This window comes from Pseudomonas sp. NPDC090752 (assembly GCF_055584805.1).
Genome location: NZ_JBVJLI010000007.1, coordinates 92034 through 108519, shown reverse-complemented (window position 1 = coordinate 108519; position 16486 = coordinate 92034). Strand labels below are relative to the sequence as shown.

The following is a 16486-nucleotide window of genomic DNA, read 5'->3' as shown; positions in this document are numbered from 1 at the left end:
ACAACAGCCCCTCAAGGAGCGTCCGATGGCCTGGTTGCAACGACTCAACGACCCCCTCCGTCAGCCCTTGGCGGGCACCCTGGGCGAGACCTATGCCGCGCAGCTCGAGCACCTCGGTGCGGTTGCCCCGTTCGAGCTGGCGGTGTTGGGCGGGCGGGCCATGGCCACGCCTGGGCTGGCGTTTCTCATCGGCTACCAGGCCGCCTTGCGCATGCTCTGGCCCAGCGCACCGGCCAGTCTCGGCGCGTTGTGTGCCACCGAACGGCGCAGCGTGCGTCCGGCGGATATGCAAACGCGCCTGGAGGGTTTGCGCCTGACCGGCAGCAAGGATTTCGTCACCGCCGGGCTCGATGCTGAATGGCTACTGGTGGCAGCGCGCAGCGAAGGGGCGGGTGAGCCGCCGCGGCTTAATTTGGCGGTGGTTTATCCGGGGGAGCCGGGGGTGACCCTGGAGGCTTTGCCCACTTTGCCGTTGATGCCCGAGGTCGGCCATGGGCGCCTGCAACTGCAGCAGGCGGCCTGCGAACTGCTGGCCGGCGATGGCTGGGATGCTTACGTCAAACCGTTCCGTTCGTTGGAAGACTTGTATGTGCTGGCGGCGATGGTGGCTTGGCTTTACGGGGTAGGGCAGGAATGTGCCTGGCCGCAAGATCTGCGGCTGCGCCTGATGGGTTTGTTGGCAGGTTGTGCCGAGGCCAGCCGTCAGTGTGCCGATAGTGTCGGCTGCCATTTGTTGCTGGGCGGTTTGTTCGAGCAGTTTCAGGCACTCAAAGGGCCCATCGACAAGGCGCTGGTGGTGGGGCCGGCACAGTGGGCGCAGCTCTGGCAGCGGGACCAGGGAGTGATGGCGCTGGCTACCGCTGCTCGGGAGAAGCGGTTGGCAAAAGCTTGGAGTGCCGCCGGATTGTCATGAACGCCTGCCAGGGTTGGGGGCTGCGTTGAGCTCAAGGGCGGCTGGCGATGAAGGCATGGTGGTTGATGTGGACAATGGCGATCAGCTCGGCCTGGGCCGAGGAGTGGCCCTTGCCGGATTGGCAGGCAGAGACCAGCGCCACCGATTGGCAGGCCGTCGACAGCTACGCCTTCCCCGAGCGCAGCGTGAGCGAGCGCAGCGGTATTCGCAGTGATGCGCTGTTGATCATCCGAGACGGCCGTATCCTCTACGAACGTTACACAGCCCCCACCACGGCGAGCACTGCTCACCTCACCTGGTCGGTGAGCAAGAGCGTGCTTGCCACGGTGCTGGGCGTGGCCCAGGGCGAGGGGCGTTTCCAATTGCAGGACCCGGTAGCGCGCTTCTATCTACCCATGCAGACGCATCCTGACGTGTGCCTGGCCGATCTGCTGCACTGGGCCAGCGGTCTGGACTGGCAGGAAGACTACGAATACGCGCCGCTGAAGTCCTCGGTAGTGGCCATGCTCTACACCCGCGGGCGCAATGACATGGCGGCCTATACCGCAGCACGCACGGCTGTCGAGAAACCCGGCAAACGGTTCCGGTATTCCAGTGGCGACAGCAATGTCCTGGCCGCCGCCTTGCGCGGCATGCTCGACCCCGGCGCCTACGCTGATTATCCCTGGCAGGCGTTGTTCACCCCGCTCGGTATCGAAAGCGCCGTGTGGGAACGCGATGGCACGGGCACCTTCGTGGGCTCCTCCTACCTCTACCTCAGCGCCCGTGACCTGGCGCGCATCGGCCTGCTGATGCAGCGCGAAGGGCGCTGGGCTGATCGTCAGCTGGTGCCGGCCAGCTGGGTGGCCTTCAACCGCCTGCTGTTCAGCCAGGCCCAGGCCACCCCCGGCGAAGCCAACCCTGGCGGCCACTGGTGGCTCAACCAGCCACTGAATGGCAGTGCGGCGCCCTGGCCCGATGCGCCAGCAGATACCTATGCCGCCCTCGGCCACTGGGGGCAGGCCCTCTATGTGCTGCCGACTCAGAAGCTGGTCATCGTCCGTTATGCCGATGACCGCGATGGCAGCTACAGCCCTAACGAATTGCTCAAGCGGGTGCTGGCGGCATTGGCCAAGGAGGGCGCATGAAACGTCTGCTGTTACTGGCGTTCGTCGCTTTACTGGGCTGGGCCTGGCTCGAACGCCAGGCGCTGGCGGACTTCCCGGGCATCCTCTCGGCCTATTCGGCCAAGGAGTATTGCTCGTGCCGTTTTGTCATGGGCTTCGATCAGGCGTATTGCCGGGGTTACGTGAAACAGTGGTTGCCGCTGAGCAGACTGGAAGAAGACCGCCCGCAGCGGGTGATCACCGCCGAGGGTTTGGGCCAACGCAATCAGGCTGCCTGGCAGTCCGCGCAGGCCGGCTGCCGCTTGCTGCCGTGAAGGCGGGCGGTTAAGGTTGACGGTCTGGTTTCACGAGATCTGTCATGTTCAAGCTGCCCCGTCTTCTGCCCGCCCTGCTGCTGGCTTTATGCCTGCCCGCCCACGCCAACTGGCACCTCGATGGTGAGTCCTCACGGCTGTCGTTCGTCACCGGCAAGAACGGTGACACGGCCGAGGTTCACCGTTTTCTGGTGCTGCATGGCAGCGTCGACCGCAAAGGCGTGGCTGGGCTGCGTATCGAGATGGACTCGGTGAGCAGCGGCATCCCGCTGCGCGACGAACGCATGCGTGATGACTTGTTCGAGGTTGGCCGTTTTGCCGAGGCGACGGTCAAGGCCCAGCTCGACCTGCGGCCGATCAACGACCTGGCCGACGGTGCACAGATCGAATTGCGCCTGCCGCTGACCGTCACCCTGCACGGCCAGTCCCACAGCTACAACGCCTTGCTGCTGGCGACTCGCCTGGACGCGCGGCGTTTCCAGGTGGTAACCCTCGAACCCTTGATTCTGCGTGCCGAGGACTTCGGCCTGGGGCCAGGCCTGGAAACCTTGCGCAAGTTCGCCAAGCTCAAGTCCATCAACCCGACGGTACCGGTCAATGCGGTGCTGATCTTCAACGCGCGCTGAAATGCCGGGGCCGGTTTTCCCCTGGCGCGATGGCAATCAGTTCGAGCTGCTGATCGACGGGCCTGAATTCTTCCCGCGCATGCTCCAACTGATCGAGCGCGCCGAACGCCAGGTCGATCTGGAACTGTACTTGGTCGAGGCCGGCGTCTGCGCTGAGGCGGTGGTCGTGGCGCTGGAGCAAGCGGCGCGACGGGGTGTGCGGGTGCGCTGCCTGTTCGATGATTATGGCTCGCTCGCTTTCAATTCGGCTTTGCGCCAACGGCTGCTGGACGCCGGTGTCTACCTGCGGTGGTACAACCGCCTGCGCTGGCGCCGAGGCTTGCGCAATCTGTACCGCGACCACCGCAAGCTGCTGCTGGTGGACGAGCGCTGGTCAGTGGTGGGTGGCACCGGTGTCACCGACGAGTTCTGGACCCCGGGTGAGGCGACCAGCGAGTGGCACGAGGTGATGGTGCAGATGCAGGGCCCGCTGGTGGGCGACTGGCAACTGCTTTTCGATCGCCAATGGCAGGCTAACAACCGCCGTACCGCCTGGCGCCCCCCTGAAGGCTTCGGCCTGCCACGCCTGCCCAAGGTGCCTGCGCAGGGGCAGGGCATGGGGCGGGTGGCCTATGCCGACGCCCGCCAACACCGCGACATCCTCCATTCGTTGGTCCGCGCGCTGAACAGTGGCAAGCAACGTGTGTGGCTGGCCACGCCGTATTTTCTGCCAACCTGGAGCGTGCGTCGCTCGCTGCGCCGGGCTGCGGGCAAAGGTGTCGACGTGCGGCTGCTGCTCACCGGGCCGCGTACCGATCACCCTTCGGTACGTTACGCCGGCCACCGCTACTACCCCCGTCTATTACGGGCCGGGGTGCGGATCTACGAATACCAGCCGTGTTTCCTGCATTTGAAGATGGTGCTGGTGGACGATTGGGTCAGTATCGGCTCGTGCAACTTCGACCACTGGAACCTGCGGTTCAACCTGGAGGCCAACGTCGAGGCGCTGCACTTGCCGTTGACGGACGCCGTGCTGGCCAGTTTCGAGCGCGATTTCGCCCTGAGTGAAGAAGTCGACCTGGATCACTGGCACGCCCGGCCGTTGTGGCGTCGCGTGAAGCAGCGGGCGTGGGGCTGGCTGGATCGGCTGGTCGTCAACTTCCTCGACCGTCGCGACTGATTACGACTATCGTGCAGTGATTATTCCCCTGCAAACGAAGGAGTGGATGCGATGACGGCGAAGAAGATTCTCATGCTGGTGGGCGATTACGTCGAGGACTATGAGGCGATGGTGCCGTTCCAGGCCCTGAGCATGGTCGGCCATACCGTCCATGCCGTGTGCCCGGAAAAAATCGCCGGGCAGACCGTTCGCACCGCAATTCATGATTTCGAGGGCGAACAGACCTACAGCGAAAAGCCCGGCCACAACTTTGCCTTGAATCATGACTTCGTTCAGGTGCGTCCCGAAAGCTACGATGCCTTGCTGATCCCGGGTGGCCGTGCGCCGGAGTATCTACGCCTGGATGAGCGGGTGCTGCAGTTGGTCCGCGCTTTCGACCAGGCAGGCAAGCCGATTGCGGCAGTGTGCCATGGCGCGCAACTGCTGGCGGCGGCTGGGGTGCTGGAAGGGCGCGAATGTAGCGCGTATCCGGCCTGTGCGCCGGAAGTGCGGCTGGCCGGTGGGACGTTCATCGATATCGCGGTGGACCAGGCGCATGTCCAGGGCAACCTGGTGACGGCGCCAGCATGGCCAGCGCATCCCGCTTGGTTGGCGGCCTTCCTCAAAGTATTGGGCACGCGCATCAGTTGACGCGTTCGATAGCGCTGATGGAACAATACCTGTCGTGCAGGGAAAAGGCGGTGCGTCACTGCGGATGATAGCGTTTCCCCTCAAGCCCGGCTTAGCCGAGCGTGTCATCCACATCGACAGAACGACCGCCAAGCATGCAAATACGCCTGTTGCACGGCGCCGCTATCGCGCCTTACATCGATGAACTCGCTCGCCTGCGCCTGACCGTGTTTCGTGAGTTTCCCTATCTCTATGACGGCACTCCGGAGTACGAGGCCGACCACCTGGCGGCCTACGCTCGCTCGGGCCGCAGCCTGGCAGTGCTGGCACTGGACGACGGCAAGGTGGTCGGGGCTTCTACCGGAGTACCGTTGGTGGACGTTGCGTCAGAGTTCCAGCAGCCGTTCCTGGCGCAGGGGCGTGACCCCGCCAGCGTCTACTACTTCGGCGGGTCGCTGGTGCTGCCCGAATACCGTGGTCGCGGTCTGGGCGTTCGCTTCTTTATCGAACGCGAGTCCTACGCGCACAAGTTGGCCGAGTTCGACTACTGCGCGTTCTGCGCCGTCGAGCGACCCGGTGGTCATCCGCTGCGGCCTGCCGACTACAGACCCTTGCATGGGTTCTGGCGCAACCGCGGTTTCCTCGATGACCCTTCGTTGCGTACAACCTATGCATGGCGCGATCTTAACGAGCAGGAACGCAGTGACAAGATCATGTCGTTCTGGCTCAAGGAATTGCCAATCTGAGCCGCCTGCTGACATGGACTTTTTCAGCTGTTCAGTAGGTTGTGCCAGTCATTGCGGAGAGTTCCATTAAAGTTTTCAGGAGTGAAAAGCCTGGGATTTGAGCGGCGAAAGTGACCTCCTGCAATGGGGGGGTCGCTGGCTTGCACGGGGCGTTTTATACGATTTTTCATCCAGTTCTTTGTCCCTTCGGCTCCCAGTGGGTCGAGCGGTTTTGTGAGACTGTCTGCAGATACTATGGTGTGAACCTCATCATCGAATGCTACGACTGGCCGCTTTAATGCGTCTGCCATATCCTGGGCAAACCCTGTCTTTCCTGCTTTGCAAACGATAAGAACGAGGGGTTGATCGTCCGGCACGTTTTGAAGGTAGGGCGTGAGCTCAGCAGCTAGTTCTGTGGGGGTAACGCGCTTTCCTTTAAGGTTCAGCGCAATTTTCTGTTCTACATGTCCGTGTGCTCTGTAGGCTGGGATGTTGCTTCCCCACAGGTGTTGGACAAAAGCACTCTTGTCTTTGCCCAGTGTCAATTGATCGCCAGGCCCCCATGACATATTGCGGACAGATGTATGCTTACGCAGGCTTTTGCCGATTGAACGACTTATTTTGTTTGCGGATGTCGCTGCTCTCGGCGCCATCTCCAATCCGGCACTGGCTAACCCTGTCCCTAGCGATATCCACCCCAGAATACTCGCCGTCTTGGCATCCTTGTCCATCGTAGTGAGCAACTCAGAAGCCACCCCGGTCCCCAAAGAGACGGCACTCAAGGCTGCAGCCCCCATCGCCATGACGCCGGTAGCGGTGAGTGCGAATGCAGGGGCCAGCGCGCCGAAGGTGGCGACGGTGCCGACCACGGCGAGCGCCGTGGTAATGCCAAAGACCAGCCATTTGACCCAGCTGTGGCCATCCGGGTCGATGCGGTTGACCGGGTCGCCCGCGCAATAGGCATAGGGGTTGATCCCGCCACGGCCGAACGGGCTTTCGCTGTCCGGTGCGAGGAAGATCATCAGCAGCGGGTCGTAAGGCCGGTAGCCGCCGGGGATGTACCAGCCGGTCAGCGGCTCGCGGCGTTCGCCGGCGAAACCGTACGGGTTGGCTGCCGGGTCTGGCGGGTTCTTTTCGGCGCCATGGGCGGTGTAATGGCGGGTGCGCACGGCGTCGTCGGCCTCGATGCGCACGCTGCCCTGAGCATCGCAGCCCAGCAGGGTAGCGTTGCCCTGACGCACACCGAAGGTGAGGCGGTCGAGGGCCAGCAGCTGGCCGGCGTCGCCTATCAGGCGCAGCTCGTTATTGCCGGTCCGTTCATGGGTCAACTGATCGGCGCTGTGGAAGCTGCGGGTGAGTACGTCGTCGACGGTACGGTCACACAGGTTGCCGCTGGGTTCATAGGCATATTTACACACCTGGCCCTTGTATTCGACGCGCGTGACACGGTCCTGGGCGTCCCAGGTCAGGGTACGGCCCAAGCTGTCGGACGCAAGACGGCCGCGTAGGTCGTAGGTCAGGGTGATCGTGGTCGGCCAGTCTTTATGGGTATGGTCGATGGCGCTGACCTGGCAGGGGTCTTTGGCATTGTCGTAGCGATAGGTGGCTTCATCCACGCTGGCATCGGCGAAGGTACTGATCACCGTGTCGTAGCCATCCAGTGCGTTGAGTGTAAAAACCTGCTTGACCACCCGGTTGCCGAACGGGTCCAGCGGCGCCACCGCAGCGTCGGCGGTATAGGTGTGCAAACGGCCCAGCTGGTCGTAGGCGAAGGTCTCGGTGCCCTCGCGGCTGTCGTCTTTCCAGTGACGTGCCTTGACCTGGTCGAGGTCGGTGTAGGTCAGGGTCTGCACTTCGGTCCGGGTCACGCCGGCGACGGTGGCGGCGAAGGTGCGAGTGTGCTCGCGGCCCACGCTGTCATAGGTGAGGGTCTGCACCAGTTGATTGCCACTGGCGCTGTCGTGGGAGGTGTAGCTGCAGGGCCGGGACAGCGCGTCGTAGGTGATGGCGCAGGTGAGGCTGCCTACCACCACCCGGCACAGGCGACCGAAAGCATCATGCTGGCGCTGGTGGTCGACCTCGCTGGCGTCCTCGTAGCCCAGCAGCAGGCCCGACAGGCTGTGGCGCCAGGTGGTGGTGTGCTCGCTGCCGTCGACGGCCCAGGTGTCGGTCTTGGGTTTGCCACCAGCGGTGTAGGCCATCGTCTGCCGTCCAAGCGGCCCGGTCGAGGTGCTTATCAGGGCGAGCGTGGGGTCGTAGGTGAAGTCGTTGGCAGGTTCGTTGTCTGGCTTGATCTGCCTGACCAGGTTGTCCAGTTCGGCCACGTAAGCGAAGTCGACGCGTTGGCCATCGGCCAGTGTGTTGGCGCTGGGGGGCATTTGCCCGACGGCGTAATGGTAGGCGGTAGTACGACCACCGACCGTTACGCTGAGTTGACGGCCAAGGCCGTCGAAGGTCTGTTGGCCAATAGGAGCGAATTTGCGTTTTACTGACAAGTTCATAGTGCGCCTTTCCGAATCTTGCTCTTGCTCTTGCTCTTGCTCTTGGCTTCGGCGTTGACGACCGACACCGATTCAGGATGGTCACCGTCGCTATGGCCTGCATAGGTCCAGTTAACTGCCCGGGTAAACCATTTGCCATCCTGTTGGTAATGCTGCTTGCGCGCGGTGATTCGAGAATAACCGTCATATTCGAACTCGGTGATCACTTCGTTATCCTCGGGACCGCTAGCCGGTATTACGCGTTCTTTTATGACGCGGTCCAGGCCATCGCGGGTAAATTCCGTAGTGCGCACGACGCGGCCATGGTTGTCCTTCACGACGGTTTTGATAGGGCTGCCGGCTGCATTGATGTAACCAATTTGCCTACCCGTCAGGCTTCCGTCTGGGCCTTCCTGCCATTGTTCGCTAGAGCGCCGGGCAGGATCGCTGCGGGTATGGGTGGTCACGCCGGTAGGCGCCGTTTGACGATTGGCCACACCCCAGTCGTCATAGGCGGTGGTGGTTGTCAACTTGAGTAGCAGGTTGCCGTCGGGGCGCCAGTCCTGTGTGGTGCGCTCCACCTCGCGGCCCAAGGCATCGTACTGGGTCACATTGATGTCGAAAAACACGCCAGGCTGATTGTCGAAGTCTTCGAGTTGGACCAGTACCTCTTGGCCCTGACCATCAAGCCAAGTGCGTTTGCGCTGGCCAGTGGCATCAGATTCCTCACGGCCAACCTGCGCGGCCAAGGTGTCTTCAATGCGCGGCGCATTGGATTTCACCCAGTCGTCGTTCAAGTGATAGTTGCAGGTGATTGTCGCTTCATAATTGCCCGCGCCCTTGGCGAGCACCGTTTTGACGATGCGACCCAGTTGATCATAATCATAGGCGGTTATAACGCCAGCAGCGGATTGCTCACAGTAGGTGAGGCCAGTCAGCAGTGAGCGGGCACTTTTTACGACCGACTTGGCCGTTTCGTTTAAATCGTAGCCTTGAACAGTGGTTTGCGTCCACAGCAGCGGCGGTTGTTCTGTGATCTCGTAATCGAAGTATGTTGTGGTCTGTTTGCCTTTGAGCAGTGTCGTTACCTGCTTTTGCTGGCCATACAAGCGCAAATCGGTGCGCTCGTAAGTTTGCCGGGTAATCTCCAGAATTTCGCCAGTGGTCTCGTTCTTGAGTTCTTCCAGGCATACCACTGCATGCGGGGGATCGCCGTCGATCAACGAGTTCAAGTCTTCGTATTCATAACGTGTAGAAAGCGTGGGTGCATCGTCGGCTGCAGGTTTGACGGTTTTCTTCTCAAGGAAGCGAACCATCCCAGAGGCATCCCTAGGGCAGCGAAGGGGGGAGCCTTGTGCTGGATAATAGGTGCTGGTCTCTTCAATTAAGGTCGGAAATCGCGTCAGTGTCGTATTTCCAAACTCGTCGTATTGGTAGACTGTTTCTTCGCTGTACTGGGTACGGTCACTAATGTGTCTGTAGGTTTTTTTTATGCGATGCGGCAGTTGGCACTGGGGGGGCTGCTCCACCCAGTGTTTGTCGTAATCAACACCGTACGTGGTTTCAACCGTGGTTCGGCACTTGCCGGCCTGTGTAATCTCCTTCAACAGCAAATGATGCCTGTCCCACGTTCGCTTTATGATTGTGATAGGCTGGACGAAGCCTGCGGCTTGCAAAAGAGCAAGGGCTCGATTTATAACGGCCTGGGCCCCTTGCTCAAGTGCCTGCACGGCGCTGAGCAGCTTCACGTCACCCGTAATCTGCGTTTCAGTGCTGGAATATTCGTAACGCGTCGTCAACCGGTAGAGCGTGTCTTGTCCCGTTAGCCAATTGAATTCCTGTGGGGTGCCGCCGCCCAAGTAATTGCGGGTTCCCACCCAGGTATAACGTCGAAATAGGGCCGGAGCACTGGGCCCTGCAGTGCTTAGCCAACTGGTGACCCGTGGCATGAAGTCGATGGGAGCCTTGCTCGGCAAACGGTGGGATGCTTCGAGGGATTTACTCCACTGTATGCGGTCCGTAGCGCCTAGGGGGGTAGTTACCTCAAGGGGTAGTAGTAGAAGCTGCGCTCCAACCTGTACTTCTTCGTAGTTGAAACTGAAGGGGGCCGTGACAGTCGGCACAACAAACCGCCCTAGCCTGTGGTTACTTAAGTAGAAATAATAGTCTGCAGACGCCTCGGTACCGGGCTCCAGCGTCAGTTTTTTTTCAATCCGATCATACTGGGCCAACGTGCGCCGATTGTCGCGTACGTTGAGCAGGTAAATGACGTCATTAAATTTTGACCAGTCAAAGTATAGGCTGTGGCCTTCCGCACTGCGAAGTTCATGGAGCACGTAGGTATTGCCGGACGCGGCAGGCCTATGAAGGAGCTCAGTTTCGCCACTTTTATGCGTGATGCGGAAAACAAATTCATTTTTCACCGTCGGGTGTTCTTCAACGGTGACCCGCATGGCGTTCAGCTTGTAATCGAGAAATGCTAAACGTCCGCCAGGATCGATCTCAGAGTTTTGCAGATCCACCGCAAACTTCTCACCCGAAGAAAGCGTCAGTGTCCAATATTGATTTTGCCGGGTCAGGTGCGTGTAGTGCAGCGTCCAGCCGAGGCCGAAACCGCTGTCCTGCTGAGCGTTCAGGGCATTGTAACTCAGCGTGAAAGGCCAGGATGGCCCACCCATATCGTTGGCTTGGCCGAGCGTAATAGAGATGGCTAGGTTAAATTGGCCGGTGCGAGGGTCGACGCCAGTTTGGACGGCTTGAAGAAAATTGCTGCCTTGGCTATGAATGCTGCCTGCGTTGAGGAGTGACGGTTGCGTCAGCGTTTTGTCTGGCGTCACGGTATTCATCGGAAGAATCTCTTCAGGAAAGGCCAAAGCGATAGTAGATAGTTGATGCGCGCTCAAAGCATTATGTTGAAATCAACTTTTGTACGTTTATCTAGGTCAGACCCTTCATTTATGAAAAAAAATTCGATGTTGTGCATGTTGCCGTGACGGTCTAAGACCTTTTTTTTGCACGGGCCCACCGCGCCCGCACTTTCTAAGTGGAATGGGATAGCGTCGTGGCCCTGCAAGACTAGCACCAACGCCATGCTTTCCGTGGTTTTGCTTTCTTTCAAAGGCTCAAATGTGGAGCCATATACGATTAGATCGTTATAAGTAATATCGACTGTTCCTGGGCGCGACATGCCCACATAGGTGGCGTATCGCTCTGTGTTGTCTCTTCTATGCCAACGAATCATTCCCTCCCCGTTGTTAATGTTTTTCTTCCTTTTTTTGTCGTCAGTTTCGTCGTCGGGGTTCACCTCGTTGAATGCCAGGTTCTTGAATTTCAGTGCATATTCGTGAAGGAATGTATGGTTGATATTGCCGTCGTTGGTGACTTGGAGGAAGTCATAATCAGTTTTGCTGTATGTTGGGGTGTTTAAAGTTGTAATCTCAACGTAGCTTGAAAAACCATTATCGGCGTCAGTATAATAAGTCGACCCATGGTCTCGGGTGATTACGCCTCGCAGTTTGAGTCGGGTGCCGCCCACTGTAGTGGTCGAAACATACAGTGTTCTACGCTTTTCCGCGACTGCGCTGTTTGGTTCTGGCTCCGTGACGCCAGTACCATCTGGCATGAATTCATAACTAGTGTCGCGTATCTCTGTGCCCCACCATTCCCCTTCGGCGGTGTTCTTTTCGAGCAGTGTGTTGGCACCGTTAGCCAGCAGACCCTGGCGCTCGGTTGGGAGAGGTACATATGTGCCGTCGGGGTTCTCGATCACCACTTTTAAACTATCGTACTCACTATCTGTTAAGTCATCATTGCCAGGTAAAACTTTAGCGGTAACACCGATCATAACCTGCTGTCGGCCATTGCCATAGACCATGGGTGCAGAGAAGTTTTGGATTTCAAATGTGCCTAGCCACATTCCAGGGTCAGCTTTATTATTTTTCATCTACATAACTCCAGTTTTATGGGTGGGTGTTTCTTGTCACTTGGGAGTTGTTTTGAGGTTCAATTCTAGCCTCGGATTCAACGCTAGGCACCTAGCAAAATTACCAGGTATGACTTGGGCTTTTAGATGTAAATGGTGTCAATTACTGAAATGCAGGTATAAAAAAACCCGGCGTTTGCCGGGTTTTTTATACTTGAAGGGAGGGCTTACTTAACTTCCACTGCCAAACTCTCGGCGATCTTGCCCTGCCACAGCGCAGGCCCGGTGATGTGCACCGACTCACCATTGCTGTCCACCGCAACGGTAACCGGCATGTCTTTCACGTCGAACTCGTAGATCGCTTCCATGCCCAGCTCGGCGAACGCCAGGACCTTGGACTTGCGAATCGCCTGGGCCACCAGGTAGGCAGCGCCGCCGACGGCCATCAGGTACACGGCCTTGTTGTCCTTGATCGCTTCGATGGCGGTCGGACCGCGCTCGGACTTGCCGATCATGCCCAGCAGGCCGGTCTGTTCGAGGATCTGGCGAGTGAACTTGTCCATCCGCGTGGCGGTGGTCGGCCCGGCTGGGCCTACCACTTCGTCACCGACCGGATCGACCGGGCCAACGTAGTAGATGAAGCGGCCTTTGAGATCGACCGGCAGTTCTTCGCCACGGTTGAGCATCTCGACCATGCGCTTGTGCGCGGCGTCGCGGCCGGTGAGCATCTTGCCGTTGAGCAGGATGGTCTCGCCCGGCTTCCAGCTGGCGACTTCTTCCGGGGTGATCTCGTCAAGGTTGACGCGGCGAGCGCTCGGGCCGGCTTCCCAGACTATTTCCGGGTAGGCGTCCAGCGATGGTGCTTCCAGCTCGGCAGGGCCGGAACCGTCAAGCACGAAGTGGGCGTGGCGGGTGGCGGCGCAGTTGGGGATCATGCACACCGGCAGGGAGGCGGCGTGGGTCGGGTAGTCCATGATCTTGACGTCGAGCACGGTGGTCAGGCCGCCCAGGCCCTGGGCGCCAATGCCCAGTTGGTTGACCTTCTCGAACAGCTCCAGGCGGATCTCTTCAAGGCGGTTCTGCGGGCCACGGGCTTTCAGCTCATGAATGTCGATGGATTCCATCAACACTTCCTTGGCCATTACCGCGGCCTTCTCGGCGGTACCGCCGATGCCGATGCCGAGCATGCCAGGCGGGCACCAGCCAGCGCCCATGGTCGGGACGGTCTTCAATACCCAGTCGACGATCGAGTCGGACGGGTTGAGCATGGCCATCTTCGACTTGTTCTCGGACCCGCCGCCCTTGGCCGCGACGTCCACTTCGACCTTGTCGCCAGGGACGATCGAGTAGTGGATGACGGCCGGGGTATTGTCCTTGGTGTTCTTGCGGGCACCGGCCGGGTCGGCCAGGATCGAAGCACGCAGGACGTTTTCAGGCAGGTTGTAGGCGCGACGCACACCTTCGTTGATCATATCGTCGACGCTCAGGGTGGCGCCGTCCCAGCGTACGTCCATGCCTACGCGCACGAACACGGTGACAATACCGGTGTCCTGGCAGATCGGGCGGTGGCCGGTGGCGCACATGCGCGAGTTGATCAGGATCTGGGCGATCGAGTCGCGCGCGGCAGGCGACTCTTCACGCAGGTAGGCCTCGTGCATCGCCTGGATGAAGTCGACGGGGTGGTAGTACGAGATGAATTGCAGGGCGTCGGCGACGCTCTGAATCAGGTCGTCTTGCTTGATCACGGTCATGCAGCGCGCTCCTCTTAAAGACGGGAACATTCGTAAAGGCCTTCCGACACTGCACACGGTGTGTCGAAACGCCTGGCAAGGCGCCGGCAGGTCAGGCCGACGTAAAAAGGCGCGGCAGTATAGCGCGCCTGTGGCGGCGAAACACCTGCGTGTGGTCTGGACCATGGTCGGCAGGCAACGGGCATCCTTTTTGCTGCCAGCGCTGGCTTGCCTTAGAGTGGCCCTGTAAACCCGGAGAAACAATGACCATGCCTGAACTCTGTGTGGGCCAGCGCCGCTGGACGGTGCCCACCGGCAGCAACCTGCTCGATGCCCTGAACGAGGCGGGGTTGAATGTGCCATACAGCTGCCGCGCCGGCAGCTGCCACGCCTGTCTGGTGCATTGCCTGGAAGGGCAACCGGCGGATGCCTTGCCCGAGGCATTGGCGCTGGAAAAGCACGCACAGGGCTGGCGCCTGGCCTGCCAATGCCGGGTGGTAGATGACTTGCACGTGGCGGTGTTCGACCCGCTGCAGGATGGGATACCCGCGCAGATCTGTGCACTGGACTGGTTCGCGGATGTGTTGCGTTTGCGCCTGCGGCCCGAGCGGGCGCTGCGTTACCAGGCGGGTCAGCATGTGGTGCTGTGGTGCGGATCGGTCGCTCGGCCCTATTCGCTGGCGAGCCTGCCGGGGGAAGATGATTTTCTCGAATTTCATATCGACTGCCAGCGACCAGGCGCATTTTGTGACAGCGCCCGCCAGTTGAAGGTTGGCGACGCGATGCGCTTGGGGGAACTCAGGGGCGGCGCGTTGCACTACGATCCGGACTGGCAGGCGCGACCGCTCTGGCTATTGGCCGCGGGCACTGGGCTTGCACCGTTATGGGGCATCTTGCGCGAGGCGCTGAGGCAGGGGCATCGGGGCGAAATCAGGGTGATGCATGTGGCGCGCGATGGCGCTGGGCATTACTTGGCGCAGGCGTTGCCTGGCATTGAGGGGGTGAGCGTCGAGTGCGTGTTGGCGGCGCATCTGGACGAAACCCTTGCGGCATTGCGCCCATCATCACGGCAGACCGTTGCGCTGCTGTGTGGCTCGCCGGGGAGTGTCGAGCGCTTTGCGCGGCGGCTGTTTATTGCGGGGGTGCCGCGGGGGCAGGTGTTTGCTGATGTGTTTTCTGAACATGCCTGAGGCATTTGCGGTATAGGCGTCGGCCTCTTCGCGGGCAAGCCCGCTCCCACAGGTAATGCGCAGTCCTTACGTATTGCGCAGAACCTGTGGAAGCGGGCTTGCCCGCGAATGGGCCGCAAAGCGGCCCCTTTGAAGGCTATCAGCCGACCAGCGGATCACCGACATGCAGGATCTTCATGCCGTTGGTACCACCGATGGTGTGGTAGCTGTCGCCCTTGGTCAGGATCACCCAGTCACCTTGCTCCACCAGCCCACGCTTGAGCAGTTCGTCGACCGCCGCCTGGCTGACCTTGTCGGCCGGCAGCGAGGCCGGGTCGAAGGCGATCGGGTAGACGCCACGGAACATCGAGGCACGGGCCTGGGTGGCGCGGTGCGGCGTCAGGGCGTAGATCGGCACGTGCGAACGCAGGCGCGACATGATCAGCGGGGTGTAACCACTTTCGGTGAGGGCGATGATCGCCTTGACGCCGGGGAAGTGGTTGGCGGTGTACATGGCCGCCAGGGCGATGCTTTCGTCGCAGCGCTCGAAGGTGGTGTGCAGGCGGTGGCTGGACTTCAGGTTGGTCGGGTGCTTCTCGGCACCCTGGCAGATCCGCGCCATGGCCTGGACGGCTTCGATCGGGTATGCGCCGGCGGCACTTTCGGCCGACAGCATCACCGCGTCGGTGTTGTCGAGCACGGCGTTGGCCACGTCGGACACTTCTGCGCGCGTCGGCATCGGGTTCTGGATCATCGACTCCATCATCTGCGTCGCGACGATCACTGCCTTGTTGTTGCGGCGAGCGTGCTGGATGATCTTCTTCTGGATGCCGATGAGTTCGGCGTCGCCGATTTCCACACCCAGGTCGCCACGGGCAACCATGACCGCGTCGGAGGCGGCGATCAGGCCGTCGAGGGTTTCGTCATCGGCAACGGCTTCGGCGCGCTCGATCTTGGCCACCAGCCAGGCGCTGCCGCCGGCTTCGTCACGCAGTTTGCGGGCGTACTCCATGTCCTTGGCGTCACGTGGGAACGACACGGCCAGGTAGTCCAGGTCCATTTCCGCGGCCAGCTTGATATCGGCCTTGTCTTTTTCAGTCAGGGCCGGCGCGGTCAGGCCGCCACCTTTGCGGTTGATGCCTTTGTGGTCAGACAGCGGACCACCGACGATCACCACACAGTGCAGGGCATCGGCGGTGGCGGTTTCGACGCGCATGACCACGCGGCCATCGTCGAGCAGCAGTTCGTCATTTACGCCGCAGTCCTTGACCAGGTCGGGGTAGTCGATCCCGACGATATCCTGGTTGCCTTCGGTCAGCGGGTGGACGGTGGAGAAGGTGAACTTGTCACCGACTTTCAGTTCGATGCGCTTGTTGCTGAACTTGGCGATGCGGATCTTCGGACCCTGCAGGTCGCCCAGCAGTGCGACGTGGCGGCCATTCTTGGCGGCGATGTCACGGATCAGGCGGGCGCGCGCCTTGTGCTCGTCCGGGGTGCCGTGGGAGAAGTTCAGGCGTGCCACGTCCAGGCCGGCAAGGATCAGTTGTTCGATCACTTCCGGCGAATTGCTGGCGGGGCCAAGGGTGGCGACGATTTTGGTACGGCGGATGGTCATGCACAGACTCCTATAGTGAAGCGCAGCGAAAGGCTACTCCTCAATTGCGCTGTAGTCATTGTTCCGTTGCACTACCTGCGCGCAAGGCAGGGTGGCATTTGAACGGTCGGCGTACGCT

Annotated in this window: 13 protein-coding genes; 8 read left to right on the top strand and 5 right to left on the bottom strand. The window is 60.5% G+C overall.

The features are described 5' to 3' along the window. Positions 1 to 25: 25 nt before the first annotated feature. The 7 genes from ACZ6YA_RS11845 (at position 26) to ACZ6YA_RS11815 (ending at position 5473) form a co-directional block, all read left to right on the top strand. The gene (locus ACZ6YA_RS11845) at positions 26 to 913 is read left to right on the top strand and encodes an acyl-CoA dehydrogenase middle domain-containing protein (protein ID WP_465897298.1); all 888 of its coding nucleotides are present in this window, start codon (positions 26 to 28) and stop codon (positions 911 to 913) included. Positions 914 to 978: 65 nt separating this feature from the next. Then, a complete protein-coding gene (locus ACZ6YA_RS11840; protein ID WP_465897460.1) occupies positions 979 to 2040 on the top strand; it encodes a serine hydrolase domain-containing protein in 1062 nt (353 codons plus the stop codon). Further along, positions 2037 to 2333, top strand: a complete 297-nt coding sequence (locus ACZ6YA_RS11835) for an amidase (protein ID WP_465897297.1) — start codon at positions 2037 to 2039, stop codon at positions 2331 to 2333. Before ACZ6YA_RS11840 ends, ACZ6YA_RS11835 begins: the two co-directional genes overlap by 4 nt. A 44-nt stretch (positions 2334 to 2377) precedes the next feature. Beyond that, entirely contained in the window at positions 2378 to 2959 is a 582-nt protein-coding gene (locus ACZ6YA_RS11830; RefSeq protein ID WP_465897296.1) for a YceI family protein, read from the top strand. A gap of 1 nt (position 2960) precedes the next feature. Beyond that, positions 2961 to 4118, top strand: coding sequence for a phospholipase D-like domain-containing protein (locus ACZ6YA_RS11825; RefSeq protein ID WP_465897295.1), 1158 nt, complete (start codon positions 2961 to 2963; stop codon positions 4116 to 4118). 51 nt (positions 4119 to 4169) lie between these two features. After that, positions 4170 to 4748, top strand: coding sequence for a DJ-1/PfpI family protein (locus ACZ6YA_RS11820; RefSeq protein ID WP_465897294.1), 579 nt, complete (start codon positions 4170 to 4172; stop codon positions 4746 to 4748). 134 nt (positions 4749 to 4882) lie between these two features. Continuing rightward, entirely contained in the window at positions 4883 to 5473 is a 591-nt protein-coding gene (locus ACZ6YA_RS11815) for a GNAT family N-acetyltransferase (protein ID WP_465897293.1), read from the top strand. A 23-nt stretch (positions 5474 to 5496) separates the two neighbouring features. Here ACZ6YA_RS11815 and ACZ6YA_RS11810 read toward each other — a convergent pair whose 3' ends face one another. From ACZ6YA_RS11810 to ACZ6YA_RS11795, 4 genes are all read right to left on the bottom strand, one after another. Beyond that, positions 5497 to 7953, bottom strand: coding sequence for an RHS repeat-associated core domain-containing protein (locus ACZ6YA_RS11810; protein WP_465897292.1), 2457 nt, complete (start codon positions 7951 to 7953; stop codon positions 5497 to 5499). After that, on the bottom strand, positions 7950 to 10778 hold the full coding sequence (locus ACZ6YA_RS11805) for an RHS repeat domain-containing protein (protein WP_465897291.1): 2829 nt from the start codon (positions 10776 to 10778) through the stop codon (positions 7950 to 7952). Before ACZ6YA_RS11805 ends, ACZ6YA_RS11810 begins: the two co-directional genes overlap by 4 nt. Positions 10779 to 10831: 53 nt before the next feature. Further along, positions 10832 to 11875, bottom strand: coding sequence for a hypothetical protein (locus tag ACZ6YA_RS11800; RefSeq protein WP_465897290.1), 1044 nt, complete (start codon positions 11873 to 11875; stop codon positions 10832 to 10834). A 206-nt stretch (positions 11876 to 12081) separates the two neighbouring features. Beyond that, positions 12082 to 13605, bottom strand: coding sequence for a fumarate hydratase (locus ACZ6YA_RS11795; protein ID WP_465897289.1), 1524 nt, complete (start codon positions 13603 to 13605; stop codon positions 12082 to 12084). A 248-nt stretch (positions 13606 to 13853) separates the two neighbouring features. On the opposite strand from ACZ6YA_RS11795, the gene ACZ6YA_RS11790 reads away from it, so the two are divergent. Next, positions 13854 to 14774 (top strand): iron-sulfur-binding ferredoxin reductase, encoded by a 921-nt coding sequence (locus ACZ6YA_RS11790; RefSeq protein WP_465897288.1) that lies wholly within the window; start codon positions 13854 to 13856, stop codon positions 14772 to 14774. Between the two features lie 139 nt (positions 14775 to 14913). Here ACZ6YA_RS11790 and pyk read toward each other — a convergent pair whose 3' ends face one another. Next, the gene (gene pyk, locus ACZ6YA_RS11785) at positions 14914 to 16368 is read right to left on the bottom strand and encodes a pyruvate kinase (protein WP_465897287.1); all 1455 of its coding nucleotides are present in this window, start codon (positions 16366 to 16368) and stop codon (positions 14914 to 14916) included. Between the last annotated feature and the right edge of the window lie 118 nt (positions 16369 to 16486).